The 23,359-nt window shown below is 33.8% G+C and carries 22 protein-coding genes and 2 pseudogenes; 1 reads left to right on the forward strand and 23 read right to left on the reverse strand.

Annotated elements, in window-relative coordinates; translation table 11 throughout:
• Nucleotides 1-170: 170 nt before the first annotated feature.
• From ISP08_RS09495 to ISP08_RS09505, 3 genes are all read right to left on the reverse strand, one after another.
• Nucleotides 171-578, reverse strand: a complete 408-nt coding sequence (locus ISP08_RS09495) for an HIT family protein (RefSeq protein WP_229294074.1) — start codon at nt 576-578, stop codon at nt 171-173.
• A 306-nt stretch (nt 579-884) separates the two neighbouring features.
• A complete protein-coding gene (locus ISP08_RS09500; RefSeq protein ID WP_195718455.1) occupies nt 885-1,304 on the reverse strand; it encodes a GNAT family N-acetyltransferase in 420 nt (139 codons plus the stop codon).
• Nucleotides 1,305-1,859: 555 nt separating this feature from the next.
• The gene (locus ISP08_RS09505) at nt 1,860-2,252 is read right to left on the reverse strand and encodes a GNAT family N-acetyltransferase (protein ID WP_195718456.1); all 393 of its coding nucleotides are present in this window, start codon (nt 2,250-2,252) and stop codon (nt 1,860-1,862) included.
• A 983-nt stretch (nt 2,253-3,235) separates the two neighbouring features.
• On the opposite strand from ISP08_RS09505, the gene ISP08_RS09510 reads away from it, so the two are divergent.
• Complete coding sequence (locus ISP08_RS09510) at nt 3,236-3,784, forward strand: DUF4396 domain-containing protein (protein WP_229294282.1); 549 nt, start codon at nt 3,236-3,238, stop codon at nt 3,782-3,784.
• 235 nt (nt 3,785-4,019) lie between these two features.
• Here the strand turns inward: ISP08_RS09510 and ISP08_RS09515 are convergent, their stop codons facing one another.
• The 20 genes and pseudogenes from ISP08_RS09515 to ISP08_RS09610 all read right to left on the reverse strand — a co-directional run bounded on the left by ISP08_RS09515 (nt 4,020) and on the right by ISP08_RS09610 (nt 23,354).
• Nucleotides 4,020-4,433, reverse strand: a complete 414-nt coding sequence (locus ISP08_RS09515; protein WP_229294075.1) for a hypothetical protein — start codon at nt 4,431-4,433, stop codon at nt 4,020-4,022.
• Between the two features lie 5 nt (nt 4,434-4,438).
• Nucleotides 4,439-4,969 carry a hypothetical protein gene (locus ISP08_RS09520; RefSeq protein ID WP_195718459.1) on the reverse strand — a complete coding sequence of 177 codons (531 nt, stop codon included), beginning with the start codon at nt 4,967-4,969 and terminating at the stop codon, nt 4,439-4,441.
• Nucleotides 4,970-5,211: 242 nt separating this feature from the next.
• On the reverse strand, nt 5,212-5,745 hold the full coding sequence (locus tag ISP08_RS09525; RefSeq protein ID WP_195718460.1) for a hypothetical protein: 534 nt from the start codon (nt 5,743-5,745) through the stop codon (nt 5,212-5,214).
• A gap of 799 nt (nt 5,746-6,544) precedes the next feature.
• A complete protein-coding gene (locus ISP08_RS09530) occupies nt 6,545-7,360 on the reverse strand; it encodes a CHAP domain-containing protein (protein WP_195718461.1) in 816 nt (271 codons plus the stop codon).
• A 1-nt stretch (nt 7,361) separates the two neighbouring features.
• Nucleotides 7,362-8,234, reverse strand: a complete 873-nt coding sequence (locus ISP08_RS09535) for a peptidoglycan recognition protein family protein (RefSeq protein ID WP_195718462.1) — start codon at nt 8,232-8,234, stop codon at nt 7,362-7,364.
• Nucleotides 8,235-8,246: 12 nt separating this feature from the next.
• The gene (locus ISP08_RS09540; protein ID WP_103301626.1) at nt 8,247-8,534 is read right to left on the reverse strand and encodes a phage holin; all 288 of its coding nucleotides are present in this window, start codon (nt 8,532-8,534) and stop codon (nt 8,247-8,249) included.
• Between the two features lie 38 nt (nt 8,535-8,572).
• Nucleotides 8,573-8,986: a hypothetical protein gene (locus tag ISP08_RS09545; protein ID WP_069844471.1), complete on the reverse strand. Its 414-nt coding sequence runs from the start codon at nt 8,984-8,986 to the stop codon at nt 8,573-8,575.
• The gene (locus tag ISP08_RS09550) at nt 8,959-9,402 is read right to left on the reverse strand and encodes a hypothetical protein (RefSeq protein ID WP_195718463.1); all 444 of its coding nucleotides are present in this window, start codon (nt 9,400-9,402) and stop codon (nt 8,959-8,961) included. The genes ISP08_RS09545 and ISP08_RS09550 overlap by 28 nt, the downstream gene beginning before the upstream one ends.
• Nucleotides 9,403-9,438: 36 nt before the next feature.
• The gene (locus ISP08_RS09555) at nt 9,439-9,609 is read right to left on the reverse strand and encodes an XkdX family protein (protein ID WP_195718464.1); all 171 of its coding nucleotides are present in this window, start codon (nt 9,607-9,609) and stop codon (nt 9,439-9,441) included.
• The gene (locus ISP08_RS09560) at nt 9,593-9,973 is read right to left on the reverse strand and encodes a DUF2977 domain-containing protein (protein ID WP_195718465.1); all 381 of its coding nucleotides are present in this window, start codon (nt 9,971-9,973) and stop codon (nt 9,593-9,595) included. Before ISP08_RS09560 ends, ISP08_RS09555 begins: the two co-directional genes overlap by 17 nt.
• Nucleotides 9,957-11,450, reverse strand: a complete 1,494-nt coding sequence (locus tag ISP08_RS09565) for a BppU family phage baseplate upper protein (RefSeq protein WP_195718466.1) — start codon at nt 11,448-11,450, stop codon at nt 9,957-9,959. Before ISP08_RS09565 ends, ISP08_RS09560 begins: the two co-directional genes overlap by 17 nt.
• Before the next feature lie 13 nt (nt 11,451-11,463).
• Nucleotides 11,464-13,398, reverse strand: coding sequence for a phage baseplate protein (locus ISP08_RS09570; RefSeq protein WP_195718467.1), 1,935 nt, complete (start codon nt 13,396-13,398; stop codon nt 11,464-11,466).
• A gap of 12 nt (nt 13,399-13,410) precedes the next feature.
• The gene (locus tag ISP08_RS09575) at nt 13,411-13,974 is read right to left on the reverse strand and encodes a hypothetical protein (protein WP_195718468.1); all 564 of its coding nucleotides are present in this window, start codon (nt 13,972-13,974) and stop codon (nt 13,411-13,413) included.
• Nucleotides 13,967-15,559: a phage tail protein gene (locus ISP08_RS09580; protein WP_195718469.1), complete on the reverse strand. Its 1,593-nt coding sequence runs from the start codon at nt 15,557-15,559 to the stop codon at nt 13,967-13,969. The genes ISP08_RS09575 and ISP08_RS09580 overlap by 8 nt, the downstream gene beginning before the upstream one ends.
• A gap of 9 nt (nt 15,560-15,568) precedes the next feature.
• Nucleotides 15,569-16,399, reverse strand: coding sequence for a phage tail domain-containing protein (locus ISP08_RS09585; RefSeq protein WP_244138698.1), 831 nt, complete (start codon nt 16,397-16,399; stop codon nt 15,569-15,571).
• 5 nt (nt 16,400-16,404) lie between these two features.
• Nucleotides 16,405-20,799 (reverse strand): annotated as a pseudogene (locus tag ISP08_RS09590) (phage tail tape measure protein); the annotation flags it as partial.
• A gap of 262 nt (nt 20,800-21,061) precedes the next feature.
• Nucleotides 21,062-22,522, reverse strand: a pseudogene (locus ISP08_RS09595) (phage tail tape measure protein); the annotation flags it as partial.
• Between the two features lie 14 nt (nt 22,523-22,536).
• Nucleotides 22,537-22,692 carry a hypothetical protein gene (locus tag ISP08_RS09600; RefSeq protein WP_195718472.1) on the reverse strand — a complete coding sequence of 52 codons (156 nt, stop codon included), beginning with the start codon at nt 22,690-22,692 and terminating at the stop codon, nt 22,537-22,539.
• Nucleotides 22,693-22,733: 41 nt separating this feature from the next.
• Nucleotides 22,734-23,084 carry a phage tail assembly chaperone G gene (gene gpG, locus ISP08_RS09605; RefSeq protein WP_195718473.1) on the reverse strand — a complete coding sequence of 117 codons (351 nt, stop codon included), beginning with the start codon at nt 23,082-23,084 and terminating at the stop codon, nt 22,734-22,736.
• A 39-nt stretch (nt 23,085-23,123) separates the two neighbouring features.
• Nucleotides 23,124-23,354: a fibronectin type III domain-containing protein gene (locus ISP08_RS09610; RefSeq protein ID WP_195718474.1), complete on the reverse strand. Its 231-nt coding sequence runs from the start codon at nt 23,352-23,354 to the stop codon at nt 23,124-23,126.
• Nucleotides 23,355-23,359: the final 5 nt, after the last annotated feature.

Raw genomic sequence — 23,359 nt, forward strand, 5'->3', positions numbered from 1 at the left:
AATAATAGTTATATGATGGAACTTGACTTGTAAATGATACAGAAAAATGGCTAACTTTTGAAATGATAGGAAAATAATTGGAGGAATATAGAATGATGAGAAAGTAATTTTAAATATCGATTGAATTGTAGAAAAATAATGTCAAAAATTATTATGAATTATCCCGTTTTCTATTTTCTAACGTTTTTTTTACTTTTAAAAATATATCTAATCCCCTTACCTGCAAAAGGTTCATCTTTAAATCTTGGAATAACATGAAAATGAGCATGTGAAATATGTTGACCACCCACTGCACCACAATTCCAACCAAGATTATATCCTTGTGGATTATATTCTTGATCTAAGTATTTTTTCACCTCTTGAAGTAGGCTATATGTTTGATTCCACTCACTTTCTGTCAAGTCAAAAACAGTTTCTCTATGTTTCTTAGGAACAATTACCCCTGCCCCTTCAAGTAATCCCCCCTCCTTATTTGATTCATTTAATTGTAAAAAAAGACATTCATCATTACTTAAAATAATATTCTGATGAGAATCTAAATCTAGATTACAAAATACACAACTCTTCACACTATACATCTCCCTTTGTTTTTTATTTTGATTTCTTTATTGTCTTTTAGCATATCACTTATTTATCTAAATAAATTTTAACACACCAAAAAAACCGTCAATTAAGATGAGTTATTTAATTTATATTCTTAGGACAATTCTATAGAAACAAAAAATCTCTCAAACACAATGGTTGAGAGTTACATCGTGAAAAAAGTTAGAGTTTATAATACTTTTTATATCATGTCTTCATTGCATTAGTCATTGGGAGTAAAATATTGAAATTACAAAAAGCAACATCAACTTGTGTCAACAAATTCTTCTTAAATCTATTTCTTATTCAGTATATTCTATTTGCAATTTTTCGCTTTTATAAATAGCCATACCAGTTTTTAATTTTTTAAACCCTTGATTATTGTAAAAATTCATATTCCCTGTAGTTGATATTAAATGTACACAGGAAACATCTCCTATTTGTTTTAATAAATCGTTTACTATTCTACTACCTATTTCGCACTTTTGATATAAAGGGTTAACAATCACATCATATATAGCAGCATTAAAATATCCATCAGATAGCGCTCTACCTAAAGCAATAACTTCATTATTAAAAATTATAAATGTGATATAAGTACTATTTTTCAGAATATGTTCAATATTATCTTTGCTATGGTTTAACCATCCAACAGATTGATAGGTTTCATAAATTGAATCTAAATAATTTTTATTATATGTGTTTACCAGTTGAATATCCACTTTAACACTACCCCCTTCATTAAATAATTACATTATACACTAATACATTCTATTCAAACTATAGTTATCTTTATAAATCAATGACAGGATGAATCAGGCGAAACGGAATGACATAGGATAGAGTATGTATTTATCTTAATTTACCAAACTCATTCTTCGATTTTCATTTTTGGTGTCTTCTACTTTGATTGCTTTAAATTACACTGTACATCAAGCTTTCTTACAATACTTATGACCTTAACCGGTGGTTATTTCATATACTGTGGCAAATCTATAGCAACAAAAAACAAAAAGCTCTCAACCGTAATGGTTGAGAGATATGTGTAATGAAGGCGGTGGGATTTCATTAAAGCGATTATATACATTTGAAAATCGCTTTACCTGTTATCATATCAACGTTTACATTGTATTAACGACTTAGTGTAAAATGTTAAAATTGCAAAAAACAACATAAATTTGTGCACTATGAACGTATAGATTACCTTATGAGAGAGCTACCTTTAATCAGCAATAGTTTATTTTAACACTATTTTTATATACCAACTATTTAGAAATTTAGTTATTAAAATTTTTTCTATATCCATGAAAAATTCTAAACCCTTGTTTTTCGTAAAATTTTGATGAATGGGTTGTTGCTAATAAGTCAATTCTTGTATCTGGATACATTTTATGTAAGTGATTTATCAACTCGTTACCTATACCCCTACCTCTTTTCTGTTCTATTATAAGCAACTCACAGATAAACAAAGTCGTGTAACCGTCTGTTATACCTCTAATAAAACCTATAACATTACTGCTTTTATCGACTGCAACAATTGTTATAGAGTTTTCTAAAGATTTTCTATACATATTTTTATTTTCAACAAGATTTTGCCATCCTTCTTGTTTATTCAATTCATTAATTTGTTCCCAATAACGTGAATGATATTCTACTAATGTATATTCCAAGTTAAATACACTCCCTTTTTAATTCACAGAATATTCTAACATAAATACGTATAAAAATAACCACTCCGAAGAGTTGCTGGGAAAAGAACTAACCTTCAATAATCTAAAAGCACTTATATCATAAACTGTAAAAACTCTTTTTGCTTGTAATGAAACTACTTATCGATATTGTTTGTAAAATTATAAAAAGATAAATCAAATGAAGGATATTTACTGGTATTATTAATAAGACTTATATGTGCGCGACTTTATGAATACAGAATAGCAGCTCCATTAATTTCTAAAAATTTACCTATATCAGTACCGTTAAAATTTTCCCATTCAAACAATGATTCTATGTCCACTTTAAACTTAAAAGGATATTTGAAATCAACGTCACCAATCTTTATTTCTAAAGATAAAAGTGCTGAGCCATTGTTAATATCTTCTTCATAATAATATTTTTTAGATTCATCTTAATATCAACAAAGGCATCAAAATTATCGTTTATTTTAAAATTACTTTCTGAGACGGTCGCATTTGTTGTCATTTCCTACCAAAAATTTGTCCTCTCCCCAAAATAAGGATACTTTTTTTGCTGTGCAATTTCTGTGGTTATCTGTGCACTCAAAAATTAAAAAACTCTCAACCGTAATGGTTGAGAGCTATGTAATGGAGACGGCGGGAATAATGGAACTTTCGTATATAGTAGAAAAAGGCGTAACTAAAGCATTTTGACTAATTTACTTTCGGAATAAACAGAACTAAATATAACTAAATTGACACATATTTGACACGTAAAACTCCCATCTATTCATTTAGGTGGGTGTTTGCATATCGATTTAAATTTTATGCTATTATCAATCTAGGAGAAATTTTTCTAAAACTATAGTGAAAGGAAATTTACAATGTTAATAATATCATTAATTTTTATTATATTATCTATTCTACAATTTATCTTAATATTGATAGATATATTTAAAAGACCTCAAAAAATGTTTATCATGAATATTGTTTGGCCTCTTACAGGACTCTATTTCCCCATTCTAGGTATTATTGGTTATTACACTTTAGGCAGAACAAAAATAGATAGACTAACAAATCACAATAAACCATTTTGGCAAAGCGTAATTATTTCTACTACTCATTGTAGCGCAGGATGTTCTTTAGGTAACCTAATTGGTGCTCCGGTTATTTTCTTATTTGGAATAACTTTCTTTAACAACGAATTAGCTACTACACTAATAATAGAGTTTATTTTAGCTTATATATTCGGTTTATTATTTCAATATTTCCATATGGAAATCAAACATGATCATCCATTAGCAGATTTGAAGGATGCTGTAAAAGCAGACACCTTCTCACTTATAGCATTTGAAATTGGTATGTTTGGCTTTATGATAATAATGCGTTTTGCAATTAATAATGCACTTCTACAACCAAATAAATTAGAATATTGGTTTTTAATGCAAATAGCTATGCTTATAGGTTTTATAACAAGTTATCCTGTGAATTGGTACCTTGTCAAAAAAGGAATAAAACATGCCATGTAGTTATTTCTAAAAGATATAAATTTATATAAAAAAATAGCCCACCCGAAGGTGAGCTTGCTAAGAGATTGTTCAAAGAGTTTTGGCAAGCGTTCTATGACGCTTAATGTATTATACCACAAAATTTATAATATAAACAAAATCCCACCCGATGGTGAGGCATTTAATAAGTGAGAACCTACTACAGCTCCTTAGTATATTGTAACATAAAAATACCGTATCATTTAAGATATGGTTTCTACACGCCCCAAAGCATTTCCCCATAGGTATTATTTTTTATGACTTTATCAATGGATTTCTTACGTTTCTTCTGTTGTGGACTATTCGTTTTTCTATAGTTTGCACCATTCGATAATTGAACATTTTGTTCAGCTATGTTTGTAGCAATAATAGTTAAGAACATTGCGACTGCTACTGGATATTTTTTAAATATAAACATAAACATTTTAAAAGCTTTCTTTCTGTCAGAAAGTTTGTGAGTATTATAAATTTTTATATGTGTTAAAACTAAAATTAACGGAATTGCAAATAAAGTTGGTAAACTAAATTTAACATTATAATCATAAGACCTTATAGCAGTAAAGGTTACCGCTGATAAATAAAATAATAAGATAGCACTTACAACAAAAATACTTATACTTGTTATAATCATAACTATCATCCCTTTCTTCTAGAACGCTCAACTATAAATTGACGCTCTTCTTCTTTCAATTCATTCTCTTGCTTGATTTTTAATTCTCTACTTTGTTCTCTATTTTTTTTTAAATATTCTATAGCGTTATTACTTGCTTCAATTTCCTCATCATTAAATCCATAAAGAAAAATATCTAATATACTTATAAAAATTAATAATATAGATACTATTATAATAGCACCAATATACCAATTTGTACTAATGATAAACTTATATGCAGGTATATAAGAACATAAAATAAATATTAATATATTAAAAAACATGAATACGCTAGGAAGTATATACCCTATTCTTCTTAGCACAACTGTGGCTTTATTATAGACGTTCTTCATATAGTTTTCTATGGCAATAGGCATAAAATAAAGTAATACGCCTAGCATGGTAACATCAAAATGTTTAGTAGTTATGATTGTTAATATATTTACAAAAGCTGCTAGAAAAAAATATGCAGCTTTTACCACATAAATTTTCGCCAAATTTTTATTATCTTCCATTTTAAATATTCCTTATCTTTGCTATAGATATATAATACACAACTTATTTAAAAAGAGATAGACAGAACATAAAAGCGAACATAAAAAAAGACCCCCTAATAAAAGGGGCTTTTGAGACTATAACGGGAGTTAACGTCATCACACACCAAAGGGTGTGAAACGTTTTCCCATCGTCCCAACACACCCTAAGGTGTGTAAACTTAACTGTAATTTATTTCTAGGCTTTTGTAAATAAACATTTGCTAATTTACTTGAATAAACTGTAGCTCATAAACCTTTTTGTTATCATAATTGTTAAAATCATCAATATGACCTTTTAGTAATACCTCATGCTGTTTTCTACTCACATTATGATAATATGTCAGCTTTATATTCATATCTGACTCATAACCGTTGTTCTTGATAGTTTTATCTAGTTCATCAAAAACTTTTTTATTAAGAGGTAACATATACCCCTCTTTACTAGGCAATATGCTAACATATTTAGTCTGTATAACTTCATTTTCTCCTAACAAAACTTCAATAGTGATTTTTTTTGCTGCTCCACCACCAAGATTATATAACTTTAAATGATCTTCATGTTCATTAGAATTCATAATTGTATTTTTTAAATTTAGGTTTTTGTTTCCATCTTTTTCTAAAAGAATTTGATTAAATCCTAATGCAGGTAGAAAACTAATTTTCATTTGATAAAGTTGAACTGATACTGATACAAAATAGAATATTGCCATTATAAATGTTCCCATGGAACCAATTGCTGAAATAATATTTATCATATTAAATCTCCTTTATATTTATTTGGAGACAGTAGTAAGGAAGTATTATATTACCCTATAAGATTAAAATTAATCATAAAAAACAACCACCCAGTGACATGCTTAGGTGGCTAGGATGTGAGTGTAATATCACACTATTTTATGTTAAGAGAATTTGTGCATGTATTTTAATTTTATCACACATAAAATAAATAAAAAACAGGACAAGCACCTAAGTGCCTGCCCTTTAAACCAAAGTTTCATCCAGTGACATGCTTGGATGACGGAGATTTGATTCATTATAAAAGCAATAGTTGGATAACTAGTGCATGTTTAAATATTATACCCTAGAGGTTGTATTTAAAACAAAAAACAGACAGGTCGGAAATCCTGTCTGCAAATCGTATAACACGTTTGAAAATGAAAGGTTAGAGTTGGCAAAACTCTATTGTCAATCTAACACAATAACATTTTTAACACAAAAAGAAACAGGCTATGGGGAGCCTGTTTAGGGGAATTCATGTTAATCAAAATGAGAATAATTAAGAGACCCTATACCTCTGTAGATAATATATCACAATATATTGGGCAAAAAAATAAAAAGAGCAAGCGTCTGGAGGAAGCCTGCTCTTTGATATAAATATAAATAATCCTAACTTGTACTTAGGATTAATAAACTATAACATACTTAGTTTTTTTAAACAATTGCGTTTAATTAATATATATTATTATAAAAAAAGAGTAGCCCTAGGAGACTACTCCATTTACGCACTACCGTAAATTTTTTACACATAAATTGTGTACGGTTAGTTTAACATATTTATTTCCATTTCACAGTACCATACATTGCTTTTTCATATTTGATACGTGCTTTGCTATCTGTAATTTTAGCTAATGCGCACCAAAAATATTTATCACTGCTACCAGCACGAGGATATTTAAAGCGGCCCCACCAGTATCCGTCGACTTTTTTAATTTGTGTAATATCTACCCAATCACTTTTGCCATTCAACCATGAACCTTTATCAACGACACTTCCATGTAATCCTGCTGCACGTCTAACTCTAACTAATGTGTTTGGATAGAAACGACCTTTCCAGTTCCAAGTTGTTTGCGCTGCTTTTACTTTAGCAGTTGCTTTCTTAGCTACGGCAGTTACTTTATTACCCGCAAAGTTAGGACGGATAAAAATCATGTTAGGATCATATGCATGTGTACGTTTTGTGGCAGGTTCCCAACCACTACCACCTTTTTCTGGTCCGTATGTCCAGCCTCCATTTTCCCAATTCTGTTCTACTGCAGTGATTGCGTTTAGTGTGGCAGATAACACCCATGCAACGTGTCCTGAACCATTGCCAAACGTACTTGGGAATAAAACCATATCACCTGGTTTAGCTAAAAATGATGGTGTATTTTTATATACTTTTGCACGTGAAGCTAACAATGCACTATTATCTGATGCAATAGCCCATGCGTTAATACCACTTAAATGATAACCAGGAAATAATGCGTTAAAACCTGTATTCGCATAGTCGTAGCACTGATTGCCATACCAACCATCAAAATCATATTTTTTACCTATCGAGTTCTTTAACCAATTTACAAATTGTGTTTGCGTCATTACTGCTGTTGTCATATTATTTATCCTCCTTTTTCCATTTAAGTTTGCCCCAATATTTCTCATGTTTTACGCGTTCTTTTTTGTCTGTAATCTTACATATAGCTGAATAGTATTTCTTACCTTTACTTGTGTACGAAATCCACCAATAGCCATCTTCTTTAACAATGGAATTAAACTTAATAACTTTTACGCCTGTATATTTCATAACATCATTGCTTACAATACTTCCTTTCATTGATGGCGCAGTTCTCACTTTGATAGGTGTATTTGGTACAAATGTACCTGCCCATTTCCATTCAACTTGTAACTGTGGTATTTGCTTAGTGTCTTTTTTATAATATTTAGCGACAATCTTATCTAAGTTGGCAGTTGAACGACTATATCCTGCAGCTTCTAACAAATTACCTGGGTCTTGTTTGTCATCTTGAATATCTTGATGGCCTGGCATACGTGTTTTGTAATCAATCTTCCAGTATTCAGCAAGATAAGCTAATACTCTTGCACCGTTATCTAGTGACTTCTGACTTCGCTTCTTATCATTAAAGTAACTAATCTCTACACCTACGGCACCGTCATTTGCATCGACACCATACCACTCATTATCAGTAGTGGCATTGTATAGCACATGCCAAGCTTTCTCTGTGGTAGGAATACACACAATCGCTTCTTTATCATCTACAAAGATATGGGCACTTGCGACATGGTCCCAATCAATGTTGTAGGTGTTCTCGTAATAATCAACATTTTGTTGTACTGTTGTATTCGGATTACCTGTATCGTGAGCAACTAAAAATTCTGGATGACCTTTTCTTAATTTCTCACCATAACGACGTGTACCTTTCGTCAATAATTGTGTTTTAACTTTTACACCATTCCATGTTTCAGTCATTTAACTTCACTCCTATTGTTTATTGGGTTTTGAATAGTTCTGTGCTTGTTTACTATCTGATAATCCTGTGCTTGTGCCATCAATTGTTGCGTTATATAAATTTAAAATAATCAACACAACAGCTATTGGATTCGACACGATTTGCAATAACGCAGTACCTACAGCTTGCCATGTTGTGAGTGTTTGCCAATCTACGCCTAAATAAATAAGTACAGGTAAAAATATAGCGACAAGCCATTGGCCTATCGCTGTTGGGTTATTAAATCTTACTTTTAAATTTAAACCTAAAAATTTTTTCATATCTTGACCTCCATAATAAAAAGCCGACCGAAGTCGACTTAGTTAAAAAATATTTGTGCCAATACAGGTACTAATCCACCAGCACCAGCAAGTGTTCCTAAGATACCTAGAATCAATTTATTTCTCTCCGAAACTTTTTGTGTTTGTTCTTTTTGCATCGTGGTAATTGATACCTTAATCCGCTCTTGTTCATCTTCTAATTTCTCTGTACGTCTTACTTGTTTTGTAATATTTTTATTCATAGTTTTTGTTTCTTCGAGTAAACCATTCATTGTTTCTTGCATAGGTTTTTGACTTTCTATGAATGTGTGTAAGCTCAAATTAACCTGTTCTAGTTGACCTTCCACACGCTTATCTCCATCATCAATATACTTAAACATTTCAAGGCGTTTCTCTAAAAACTCATGCCGTGGTAAGTAGTAACTTACTTTTTCGTTGTCTTTTGATTCCACAGTGAAACACCTCCAATAAATGCCATCACACCTGATATGACAGCCCATGTTAAATTTTGTCCAGGTGTCAAAATATTGATGGCATTATGGAACCCTGCGAGTGTGAAGATATAATAAAATACCATAGATATGATGTGACCTATGGTAAACAAGTATAGAAAGTAGTTATTGGTTTTATAATAAGGTACCATTAGCCCAGCAATCATTAATAATACACCCGCAATTAAGAACGGCATCCCCCACCAGAACAAACTAATTATTTGATGCATTGACATATATAATGGTGATTCTGTAGATGCTTTATCAGCAAAAAACACCCAATAAGCACCACGCCATAACGAATACATACCAAATCCCATACAGTACACAACAACGATCATTTGGAAAAGACTTAATCCTTTTTTATCTTCTAGCATTGATTCACCCACTTTCTATATAGTAAAACCACAAGCCTAAGCCTGTGGTTCTGGATATTTTTCATTAGTAATTAACGCATAATCTTCTTTGTCTAAGGCTTCCATTTCAACATACCACTTAATATCATCGTTCGTTAGACAGCCCCAAATGTACATCTGTTTTATTTCGCTAAATGTAGGAGAAATTAAATCATTCATTTTTGTCATTGTCTGTCACCTCAACCTTAGATTCTAATTGCGCGATTCGTGATTTTAGCGCTTCGTTCTCACGTTCTAATTTAAGAGAACGTATATTACTTTGAGCACTTTGTTTTTGAAGCGTTGCAACCATGTTTTTTAGTGTGCTATCTGACATTACAGGCTGTGTAGGTGTCGTTGGTTGTTCAAATGTATCAAGTTGGTAATTTGGATTGATGATGATTTTTTCATCTTGATATAAGTAGTATTTGGGTTTGAACGTTTGTGTAAAATCTTGAGGAACAATACTATCATGCACTTCAAAATCACCTTCTAAACCACCTACAGTCGCATAACCTACAATTTCATTATTCTCATTAATTAATACTCGCATATTTACGCACCCCTATAATTTTATTAATAGTGATTTTATTTGCGTTTGCTCCTGAACCAACACCTGAACCAAAATCAAAATAAACATCATTAGTAATTTTCAATTTAGTACGAGATGTTTTAGATAGTAAAGCTTCATAGTGTCCACCACCATTACCGTCACTGTCAATTACATTTGTACACGAAACAGTGATATTATAGTTGTCCATTGGATTACCTGTAGCAGTGAAATAAACACCATTAGCTGAACCATAGATAAATAAAAACACAAAGTTATCTAATGTTTCACTTAAATTTAAATCTGTCCCCACACCATTTGCAGAACCGTTATAAATAAGTGTTTTATCGTTTAACATTTTAGTATCAGTATATTGTTTCGCGTTATTTTCAGCTGTTGTTGCTTTAGCTTGTGAGCCTTGAGTTGTTTCCATTGTTGATATATCTGCGAATTGTGGCATTTCTAACCAACCTGTATCATTGGATGCATCAGTGTGGATATAACGATTAAATGTTCTCCCTGTACCACTTATTACTAACTTAACTTGCATACGCCCAGCGTCAGACTTCATAACATCCAATTCAACAAAGCTACCATAAGATATTTTAGGAAATTCTGAAGCATCTGTAGTTCCAGCTACAACTGTTTCATAGAAACCTACATTAAGTGCTTTAATATCTTTAACGCTACCTTTAGTTAGATAGGTTCTTATACCATCATCATTCGTTAACTTATATTTCTGCCAATCTTTACTCGCACCAGTCGTTACCAATCCACTACCATTGACAGATGATTGAAACGCAGTGAATTTTTCGTCCATATATTGCTTATCTTCATCAAACTTTGTACTGTATTCTGTACCTTTATCATTGAGTTCTTTCATTTTAGCTTCGTGATTGTCATTGTATGCTTTCTCTTTATCATCGATGAGTTTTGTAAGTGCTGCGATACCTTCTCGCGTAGTATCGCTTACCTGCGTAACGTAATCATTCATATTCTCGAAGTCACTATTTAACTTCGTCATCATTTGGGCTACTTCTGCACGCATATCAGAGAAGTATTTAATTTCTCTAATTTTATCTTCGGCAGGTAAGTCTGCAATTAGGTCATTTGCTACATTAAATGTGAATTGTCTTTGCACAATTGTTTGTTCTCCATCAAGTGTCGTTACATATACCTGCCCCGTAACTTCTGTGACTACTTTCATGAAATCTGTAGGTATTGTGTAACTCACAACACCATTTAACTGATCTACAAATTCAAGTTTATCGTCCACTAAAAAACTATCCCCTGATTCCAGTGCAATGAAAACTTTGACGTTTTCTTCACTTAAAGCTAAAGGATAGTTATTACGCGTAATTTGAAATTGTAGTATTGCAGTTTCTCTATCTTGATTCCAAAATTGAACGTTGAGATTACTTAAACTTTGATACTGTGCCGTCGTTTCGAGTTGTAAATTGGCTATTTTATCCATACTCATTTAGCATGACCTCCTATACGTTAGTGCCTTGGAATAAAGTCCAAGGTGATGTACGTTCATTTTTGTTGGTATTGAAGTAAGCTTCATAACGTTGTATAGCAGCACCAGATGTTACACGTGTTAAAACTAATTTAAATGCATTCGCTGTTACACTTTCTACATCACACGTCCAACCTGCAACGCCTGGATTAGGGAAGTCTTTTAATTGGCTAGAGCGTGTTGTATCAATGTACCAACGCTTGTTTGTTACAATACCGAGTTGATTCATATTTGTGATAAAACTTGGTGCCCCTTCAGCTACACCGTACACACTACTTGATTTTAAGTGGTTCCAACCTGTCGTATTTGCCGTATCTCCATTTAATTTATAAATTGATACCATACGCTCAAAAATCATTAAGTCACGTGTATAACTATTACGTGTCAGTTTTTGTTTCGTATCTCCTGCAACGTTAGCTGCTGAAACTTCTAAAAACCAACCTGCATCTCGCATTTCGGGTGGTAAAGGGAAGTCAGTTAATTTCATTGTGTCAGCTGTTGTCATGTAATAAACACCAGGTTCAGTTACATCGGATAGTTTTGTGTATTCAGAAAGTGGATAAGTTTTAGTTCGACCACCTGTTTCAGTCATTAATACAGGCGTAGCTTGAGCCGTTAATTTATCATATACATCACGCATGAATATACCATGTATCTGATGTGCTCTATAGTTTGGTGCGCCTACGGTCACGCCTGCAAGTAAAGCTTTCTTACCTGTTTCAATGTCATAATAAATTTGTAAACCTTCAGCTTCTGCAAAATTACCTGGAAACTCATTGCCAATCTTACCAATATCACATGCTTTTTGGTAAAGTTGTTTCCCTGTTGTATAGTCAAACACAGTAATGAAATTCGGTATTGCTGGATTACTATCACCTGAATACCAATACAGTTTATTATCATCAAACGTAATCCCTTGCATTGGTTGACCAATTGTTCCGTCAGTTAATCGCATTGGAATATCCATACGGTACAATACTTTATCAACACGATTATCTATATCTTCCAAACGTCTCACTTCAATATAGTTACGCGCATCTCTTGTTGTCCATTCACTAGATGGATACTCGATACGGAATAAAATTAAACCTTCATGTTCGTTAATCACAGGCGTGATGTACGGTAATTCACTATGACCCGTAAATACTTCTTCCATATCGTAATCGCCATATTTGATACTAACATTGGGTTTATAAGAGAAACGTACAAGTTTATTATTACCGTCATTATCAAGTATAAATGAGTACAACCATAACTTATCATTAATCCAACGGTAACCAAGATGCGTCCCATGTCCACCACCCACAACTTCCATTTGAGATAAGAGTTGTCCATTGGTTTTCATCTTCGTTAATTTGTAGTTACTACCATAGACTTGCGTTTGATAGAAAATACCTGTGCGATTATCTAAGTGAAATGATTGCATCACACTATTTGTAAATGGCGATAAATTCGTTAAGTATTGCCAACCTTGGTTGGGAATATCAAACATAAATTCTTGCGCTAATACTTTATTTTTTGCGTCTTCAACCGATTGCATGACAGTGTCTTTATCTAATGTATATTCTGTTGCGTCCGAACGTAAACGGTCATATAATGTATTGTGGCTTTCGCCTTTATTATCCACACGCGCATCTTTAACTTCTTGTAAGCTATTTTTACCTTTAGATAATACTAAATTACTTACGCGCTTGTCTAAATCAACAAGTGCATTTTTCACATTACCATTAATAATGTGGTTAATTTGTTCTGAATTATGCGCGTTAACTTCATCTTTCTCGTGATAGTCTTGGTATTGCTTTAATTCATTCACAAAATCTTCGGTACGTACAAAATTTGTATGCAATTGTTGTCTAAATTCTTGACCTAGTGTGAGTGTTAAACTCTTTTGTAGGTTTAATTGTTCCATTTATTTGCCCCCTTAAAGCATGATAGTAATATCGAACGATATCCATTGTGTATTTGTTATCGTCGTCGTTGAATATTCTAAATTTATATTGCCGTTTGGCTGAACACTCCATCTATTGAAATTAGGAGTGCCATTTGTATTAGACATGGATTGAATAAAAGGACGAATATCAGTTATTTTATTTACAACATTACTTGGCAATGTCCCTATCGTTGCAGCACCTGTTAATCCTTTGACTGCACCTTTGAGCGATAAAAAAGAAACACCGTTTATCGTTATAAAACGATACTGCGGTGTCCAACTTGTGCTATATGAAGTTATGCCACTATTTAAAGTGATATTTTGCCAACCTGTGTCTTTAACCATGCTACTGATTTGTGATTGTAAATTATTTATCTGGCTTTGTACTGAACCCAAATTGTCATTAATTGTAGAAACGTTATCTTGTAAACCGTCCAAATCATAATCTTCAAAATCATCTGGCATACCATCTACATAATCTACATGTGAGACAACATAGACATTTTCTCCTGTTTTTGGGTCCTGCATAAATATTGCGGGTACTTCTTTATTCATCAACTAACACACTCCCTACGACGTTTGACATAAAGTCATATTGCACGTTTTTATCGGTCGTCCAACTACCATTAGCAATCGTGTTGTTAACGCGTTTAATTCTTTGATTGATTTGATTTTGTATTTTAACAATATCTTTTTTCGAGTTACTAAACTCTACCTCGGTTGAAAGGTTAGTGTGTGGATGATATTTGATTATTTTGGCGACCTTTAAATCTGTATTAAAATTAAGTGGTTGATGAACAAACCTTATCTGTGTATTGTCATTCACAGTATTATAAGTAATACGTTCATAATCCATTGGATCTCGTCCCAAATATTCTGTTGTGACTTCAACTGTCGGGTCTGAATTAATAGATTCTTTCAATTTAGGTCGTAGCTGAGAAATTGTTTTAGCTGTTTCATCAAACACCGTAGGGGCAATTTTATCTGGAAACGAATCATAGTTTTTTGCTTTGTATTCATCAACAACGTGGTATACATCTTCACCTTTGAGTTCAGCTGTTAAGTTTAATACAGTTGTTTTTTCTGTACCGATATAAAAACGAGGTGTTTTCTTCTTGTAATCAACACCTGATTTCGCACCTTTGTAAACAACTTTAAAAGTATGACTGCCTTTAGCTAAGCCTTTTTTAATAACAATCTGATTCGTTTTTGAACGCTTACTATATTGTGAATAGCTACCTATTTTTTTATTATCTAAATAAACATCAACCATGCCACCACGAGAGAGTTGTTTATTCGTCCATGTGAGCGTTTCGTTACCCCATTTGCATGTGAACGTTTTGGTGTAACTTGCGCCATTGGATTCTGAGTACCAATTACCGTCTTTATTAAATGAGCCAGATAATTTAAAATCTTTTGGTTTCATCGGTTGATAGTTCTTTGTTTCTTCGGCTGTTTTCTTTTTACCATAGCCTTTAACATACGTTTTCATATCAGTTGTATTAACATTGACGGATACACCCTGAATGTTATAACGATATACAAGTATTTCTTCAATACGTTGATAAAATGCATCTTCGCTATAAAAGTATATTTTTTTATTATCGGCATAATAAATATAATTAAATAGTTCAACACCTTCAGTGATATATTCCATACCATTTTTATTGCCAAGTTCTGCAATCGGTACAGGCGTAGGAAAATCACCAACGATTTCATACTCAAAGCTCTGCTTATTGTTTTTAAAGCCAAACTTTAAATATTCGTCTAACGTATATAATGGTGCGTTATCATCACTACTCGTTTCATCATTTAGCGTTTGTTTACTTATATCTTGATCTACGTAATGGTCTTGAAAATCCATAAAGATATGTTTTGCTATAACCTCATTACTGATTTTGGCATTATCATGCGTAATAGCAGTTGATTTAATCACATAAGTTTGACCCAACCATTTAATGTAAGCTTCATTAACGAGCATGTCGAATATATCGCCACTACCTGTTGTCTTTTCTGCTGTAAACGTAATTTGGCGTTCATTATTTCTTTCATATTCATAACGAAAAGACCCATAATCAAAATCATTAATGATTTCGGCATAGGTCTTTGCTCTATTCATAACAATTAAAGGATAATTCATGCACGTCACCTACCTAAAAATAAACGGAAAGACGAACTGAGCAGAAACATTCGACACGCCGTTACCATCAATTTCAATATTGTTGTTGCCTCGTTCTAAAGTTATCCAGTCGTTATTTGTGTTTATCCCAACACGTTTATTGTTCTTAATGGGATAAACGCCATCTATGACTAAAGTATCGCCTTTGCTTAAACTTTCATAATAAATAAATTCAGAATCATTATGATAATTTTTAATTCTTAATCCATTGGGTGCATCCGCATGAATAATAAGTTTCAACCTATGTCGTAACGAGGGGTCTATTTTATCTGAGGAGCCATTCCAAACTGTAAATCGTTTTTCATTAAAGTTATACTTAATTTCATCTGTTATAACGCCTGATTCAAATTGCCAATTGTCATTGAGAAAGTTAAGGTCTGAAGTATCATTTATTGATTCAGCGTACCCTTTATAAACTGAAAACGTCATTTCAAATTTAGTCGCCGTATAATCGCTATAATCGGGTTGAATATCTGGATTTTGTACAGGATACTTAATGCCCGGATTTTCAGATGTAACGATATAAAACGGTTTACGTGAAAAGAAAATATCACGTAAGCGCCATTCCATTAAATTAACATCGTAGGAATCAAAGCCATCAAAACCACATTTGATAACTAAATTAAAAGGCGCGAAAGTGGCTACACCAGGTAGCTCACCATCAACGCCTTTAGTGGAAGTATTTTCTACAGTAGAGACAGGATAACTTGCTCTCACTTCCATAATTATGAAATTAGGGATTACTTCAGTAACATTTATCGTTTCATCATCTCTAATTATTTTGACCCATTTATCTTCCACACTGTTTAACCTCCTTGATTAAAAGCTGTCATCGCTGCACGTTCACCCATCAGATTTGAAAGTATTTTTTCAGCATCTTTAGGATTACCGTTTCGTGTAGGTGCTTTTACAATTTCTATTAACGTTTGAGTTAAACGATTATTATGATCATTTACTCTTACAAGTTGTTGTAACAATTTCTCCATAGTTGAATTATCATTGTTGACTGTCACATTCGTAGAACCTTTATCCATACCAACATATCTCATAGCTTGCTCAATAAGTTGTATGGCTCTATTACGTTTCGTTAAAGGTACAACCATTTCAGGTTTGTTACCTTCACCGATTTCAGCCACTTGATGTTTCGTGACCATGCCTCCGTTTTCATATGCGTATGCAGCTGCTCTTGGGAAACCGCCCCAGCCGTAAGTTCTCTGAATATAACGCATAGCTGATATTGCTTGGTGAACAGGATTACTAAAGTTTGAATATCCACTTTTAGCATTCGCTCTAAATGTCGTATCAATCATTTGGAATAGACCTTTAGATGGGTGCCCTGCTTTGGCGTTACTATCCCAGTTATTTACTGCACTAGCATCATAAGTTGATTCACGTTTAGCTAGTTTCATCATATTATTAAGTATATAACTACCTTTATACTTTCCGCCTAATATATTTTGAGCTTGTTTAATAACACTTCGAGCATAGCTTTCACCTTTACCGCCTTTACTACCATTATGTGATTTCAACCATTTAATAGGGTTAATTGGTTTACCGTTTTGATGCATTTCATAGTGTAAGTGAGGACCTGTACTTGCACCTGTATTACCTGAGATACCAAGCTTTGTACCTGGATGCACCTTTTGTCCTTCTTTAACAAGCCATTTACTTAAATGCCCATAAATAACATCTAAAGCACCACCATGAACTTGGATATAATGTCCAAATCCACCCGGCATTTCTTTCGTATGGGCAGTACCATTAATCGTAGAGTATACAGGTTCATAATGATAAGGTAAGTCAATACCTGGGTGAGGCCAATTAAACGCATATCCTGGTGGTGGTCCGTTCGGGCTATATGGTGTCGTGATGTTATCAAGATATTTAATATATCCACCGTCACCATCGCCACCCGATTCTTCAAACCAAGTTTTAACTTTTTCTACTAATGCTTTCTTTAATTTCCCATAAGCGCCTTGTGCCATTTTAACTGTAGCGTTTGCGCCACTACCAAAATTAACGCCAATCTTCTCCATAACTTTGTCTACAAGTTTACCTGGGTGGTCTAGGAATTCACCAACATCTTTAGTGATACCTTTAATGCCACCCCAAATACCCATAGCAGCATCTTCAGCTTTTTCTAGGGCGTCGGTACCAACTTCTTTAGTTTTCTTAATGACGTTCTTTGATGTATCCTTAGCTGTCTTTTTAGCTACGGCAGCACCTTTTTTACCATCGCTAAATAGTGCCTTTAAGGGATGTTTTAAATAATCATTTTCTTTTTTCTTCGTCCCACTAGCAAATCTTGGTATCATACCCATATCTTGATAACGTTTTGTATCCGTAGCATTATGAACTTTGTCTCCTACACCAAGTGGAACGACAACGTTACGACCTTTTGGCGCATGTATGCTACCATCGGCACGTTCAATAACTTCTTGATACCCGCCACCTGGCGCGTTACCTTTACCGCGGTCATTGACAACCGCTAATGTAGATTGTTTTAATCCACCATCAGCATTTGTTGCTACTTTAGCGCCGTCGTAAGTACCAGTTGATAAATGAGGTATAGGTTTAATTAATGTTTTATCGGTAATCGCTTTAGCAATTTTATTAATACCGCCAATCATGCCATTTAACCCATCTACAGCTTTATTAGCTACGGTCTTACCTAAGTCGGAAGCAGCATTGCCAAAATCTTTTTTGATATTCTTGATAAAGTTAAGTGTTTTATTTAACCATTCTTTCCACTTACCATGTGTTTTCTTACCTTTATCATCACTGTCTCTAAAGATTTTATTAAAGTTATCTTTGGCTTTACCTAACATGTCTTTAAATTTACCTTTAGCCGTATTCGCCATATCGCCGAAGTTTTTATTGGAATGATTCTTACTATCTTTAGATCTATCCGAGATATTATTTTTTATGCTATTCCATTTCGATTTAGCATCGCCGAGTAAATCCTTGAACTTACCTTTGGCTGTATTGACTAAACCTTTGAAATTGTTGTTGGAACTATTCTTACTATCTTTTGACCTATCAGTAATGTGATTTTTGATTTTGCCCCATTTTGATTTAACATCACCAACTAAATCTTTAAACTTACCCTTAGCTGTATTGACTAAGCCTTTAAAGTTTTTACCTGAACTATTTTTACTATCTCTTGATTTATCCGCTATTGTTCTACCAAGTGCGCCCCACCAAGTTTTTGCACCTTTGTGCATATCCTTAAACCATTTGACTGTACCTTTCGAAATAGCCTTAGCTTTACCAATAGATGTATCACGCATTACTTCCCATTTCGATTTCACATGGCCTGTTTGCGCATCGATATTTTTCTTAACACCTTTATTTTGTTTCTGTGCTTGATCTACAACGTCTTTATGTTGTTTCTTAGCGTTCTTTTTAGATTCATTATATTGTTTCTTAGCATCTTTAATAACTTTATCAGCTTGCTTCTTAGATAGATTACCCGTCACATCACGTTGTTTAACAGCCTCAGCTACTGTGTCTTTATACTTTTTCTTAGCACTAGAGATTGATTTATCTCTTTCTTTAGCGCTTTCTTTAATAACACGTGAGGCTGCTTGCATAGATAACTTGCCTTTATTTTGTTTTAATCTTTCTAAGATAGCTTTTTGTTCAATTGCACCTTTAGATAAAGATTTAACAACCGTTCTATCTAATTTACGTTGCAAGCTAGCAACCTTATTATTTTCTTTGGCCGTCAATGAACGACGTTCACGATGTGCTTTAGCATATATGCCAACAATTTGATTATTAATACTTTTAGCTTCTTTAGATTCTTTACGATTGTGACGTTTCGTATTCTCTAAAATTTTACCTTCTTCAGATTGAGATAATCCACTTGTACGTTTGAAGATTTTTTGTAAACCTTTAACTTCACTGTCATGGCGTTTATTCATCTGTTTAGAAACTTCTTTGTTTATATTGCCATAAAGTGACTTAACTTGGTTGTATTCTTTATCTCCAATTTTCTTATGAGATATACGTATTTGTTCAAGTTTTACTTTTGATTTCTGTGACAAATCCGTATAAGCACCTAAAGCTTTTTTCGTACTTTTAGAAATCCCTTTACCTAACACGTTCATTGTATCAGTGGTCTTAGATACGGCTTTATGAAGTAAGCCAAATTCTTTTTTTATAAGTTGGAATTGTGGTGTCATGCCAAGTAGTTTCGCACTAAAGCCTTTGAGCTTATCATAGCCTTTAGCGATGCCACTACCGAGTTTACCAACCCATGAAAAGTCCATGTGGCCAAATGTTTGACCCCATAATTTGCCAAAGTCACTTACACCTTTACGGAACCAATCTAATTTTGTATAAGCTAACCCTAGTACAGTTGTTAAGATTGTAACTGGAAGCGCTGCTTTACTAAGGACTTTCCCTGCAATTCTAACGGCGCTCCCTAACTTGCCATAACGTCCTGTTACAGTTGTTAAGACATTGCCCATTTTACCTAATGTGCTTTGGTGACCTTTAGTCACTTTACCTGTTGTTGCCAGTGAACCTGCAGCCGCTTTATTCGCTCCAGCATTAACTGCTGCCTCTGCTGTATTCACTGCCATTTGTCTATTAAGTGCTGCATAACCTTTTGCAGCTTTACCAACTGCCCCAATCATTAAGCCTGTAGCTATAAGCACAGGTCCTGTTGCGGCTGCAAAGATACCTAAACCAATTGCACCTTTACGGACCCAACCTGGCATACTAGAAAAACCTTGACCGAATTTTTGTATGACACCTGCAGCGCCTCGTAACATTGGTGTTAGATCATTACCTACTTGAATACCTAGTGATTCAAATGCACCACCAAGTTGTTCAAGTGCACCTTTTAAGTTGTCGCGCATTTGCTTCGCTGTCTTCTTACTTGCACCGTCAGAGTTTTTAAGTGATTTACTATACTTATCTAACTTCTTAGGTCCAGCGTCAATTAAGGATAAAAAACCACTCGCAGATTCAGTACCTACAACTTGTGAAACAGTCGCAAGTTTTTGTTCTTTGGTCATGCCTTGTAAGCCGTCTTTGAACTGACCGATTAATTTAGGCATGCCTACAAACTTACCTTTAGAATCCGTAAGAGATATACCGAGTTCATCCATTGCTTTTTGAGATTGTTTTGTCGGTTTTGCTAGTCTGATAAGGGATGCACGTAACGTGGTACCTGCTTGTTCCCCCTTTAGCATCTGTTATATATAGGAGTTTACCCTATACTCTCAAGATTTCCCTTGAGTGTCGGACTATATCTTTACCATTTAAGGTAATCGGCGCTCGTGGAGGCATTATTACTTGTTCTAGTTCAACCTCTAGTCTCTACACCTTCACGCTACTTTTTGAACTTTCACGTGCTTGGCTCGGTATTAGTATAGTGATAATATTTATCACCTTAACCTCTACCGAATTCACCGATTTCTACGCACATATTTCTATGTGTTCGAGCCATTGACCCGCATTACTCATTACTTCAATAGAAGCTGATGTATCTTCTAGTGACATGCCTAGCGAATGGGCTGGTGTACCTGCGTATTTCAATGCATCTCCCATATAGCTAATGTCAGCCGCACTGTCGTTTGCAGCAGTAGCTAATACATCAGCCACATGTCCAGATTGACTGGCTTTTAAGTTAAATGAGTTAATAGAAGATGCCATAACTGTTGCAGTTGTTGCCATATCTGCACCACTGGCTTCAGCCGCACTAATAACACCTGGCATTGCTGCCATAACTTGTTTCGCATTGAAACCAAGTTGTGCAAGTTCGTTCATACCTTCAGCTACTTCACTTGCTGATTTAGATGTTTTCGCACCGAGTTGCACAGCCTCATTTGACATGGCTTTTAATTGACTACCACTTGCTTGTGAAACCGCACCCACTTTAGACATTTGTTCTTCAAAGTCTGCTGATTTCTTAACAGCTGCACCGAGGCCTAAAGTGAGTGGCGTTGTCACACCAACACTCATGCTACGTCCCATCGATGTCATACTAGAACCAACTTTTCCAAACTTACCAGACATCGTGTCTAAATGATTAGCCGTTTTCGTATAGTGGCTATTCGCTATCAACTGTTCCTTGTTGAAGGCTTTCATTTCAGACTCTGTACGTCCAATTGTCTTTTGAAGATTGTTCATTGACGTACGTTCAGCATTGACCTTTTTCTGTGCATTCGTTAAGTTTTGGTCATGATTTTTAATTGTTTTATTTAGATCGTTAAATTCTTTTTCTGTTTGGGATAATTCAGTGTTCGTTTTATCATAAGAAGCACGTACTTTACCATTAGAAGTTGCTAAGGCATTATTTTGCCCTTTAAGTTTAGATAGTTGAGCGCCTTCATCTTTATACTTTTGAACAAGTTCTTTATGTTTATTCGCTTGTCTCTGAGTAGCATCATTTGCACGTTTTAATTGAGCTGTTGTGGCTTGATTGGAGTTCTTTAAATCTTTTTCAGCTTGTCGAAGTTGTTTGAGTTTTATATACGCTTTTTCTTTAGATTCTGTCGTACGCTTATATTGTGCTTGTTGCTTTTTTAGTTCAGCGTTAGATTCTTTTAAAGATTCATTTGAACGGTCTAAAGCAACTTTGTTTTTCTTCTCAGCTTCAACTAACCCTTTATAAGCTTTTTCTACACTGCCTACGCGTTGTTTAGCTTCTGCATATTTCTCATTAAGTTGTTTTAATTCACTCTCGGCTTGGTTAAACATTTGCTTTTGAATTTTCATGTTTTTATTCAAGCCTGATAAACGTGTTTGGTATTTATGCATAGACTTTTCAGACTTATCAAAAGCGGACATATTCGCTTTTAATTCACTATTAGCTAAACCGAGTTGACGTTTTAACCCTGCAAATCCACGGTCTACTTGTGAATTATCCATTGTGTTTCGTATCGTGACGCCTCTAACATAATCTTCCATTTAGTTCCTCCTTTCTAGCCCCCAAATAACTGTTTAAGGTCTGTACCTGTATAAACTTTTTGTTCTTCTTGTTGTTCCTCTTCTTCAGTATTTTGGGAGTTGAGGATATTGAGCAATTCAAAATAAGGTTGGTTTTTAACTTCAGTTAACGTCCAACCATATTGTTCCATACAGTATCTTTGTATAGATTTAATGTTCGATAAAATGTCTCTTATTGAGATTGTTCCTCTGTCTTTCCCACTTCTTCTGATGCATCTTCTGAACTTTCTCCATCTTCGCCTTGCATTTCTTGAAATAAGGCATCGAATACACGAGAATAAGTTTTAGTGCTCATATTATTTAAAATATCATCCTCAGTTAAACCTTGGTCTTTGAATAAATTTGCTAAAAACTGTCGTTCATTTTTTCTAACTTTTTTTGCATCAGGTTTTTCTTTTGCATTTTCTTTTTCAGAAAATTCCATGTGATCATAAAACTTCTCAGCTTCACCCATTGTGATATCTTCCTTCACATATGATGCTGTTTTACCTGTTTCTTTATCTTTAATTTCAAATTTAATCATTGTATTCGCTCCTTATTATTCAAATAAAAAAGACGCAGATTATTTCTGCGCCTTCGTTTTTCTTTTTACTTCTTTAGTTGTAAATTCAGGTACGTCAACATATTCAGACACACCATCTTTCGTTTCAGTAACTATTTTAAAAGTACCTTTAGGATAAGTTGTACCAGGCTCTAAGTCTTTAATGGTGATGCTCGTTTTTCCTTCATCACTTTTAGACGCTTCGCCAACAACTTCGTTTTCGGTATTATAAACTTTTAATTTTTCTGTCATATATT

The organism is Staphylococcus lloydii, from assembly GCF_015775975.1.
Classification (GTDB): Bacteria; Bacillota; Bacilli; order Staphylococcales; family Staphylococcaceae; genus Staphylococcus; species Staphylococcus lloydii.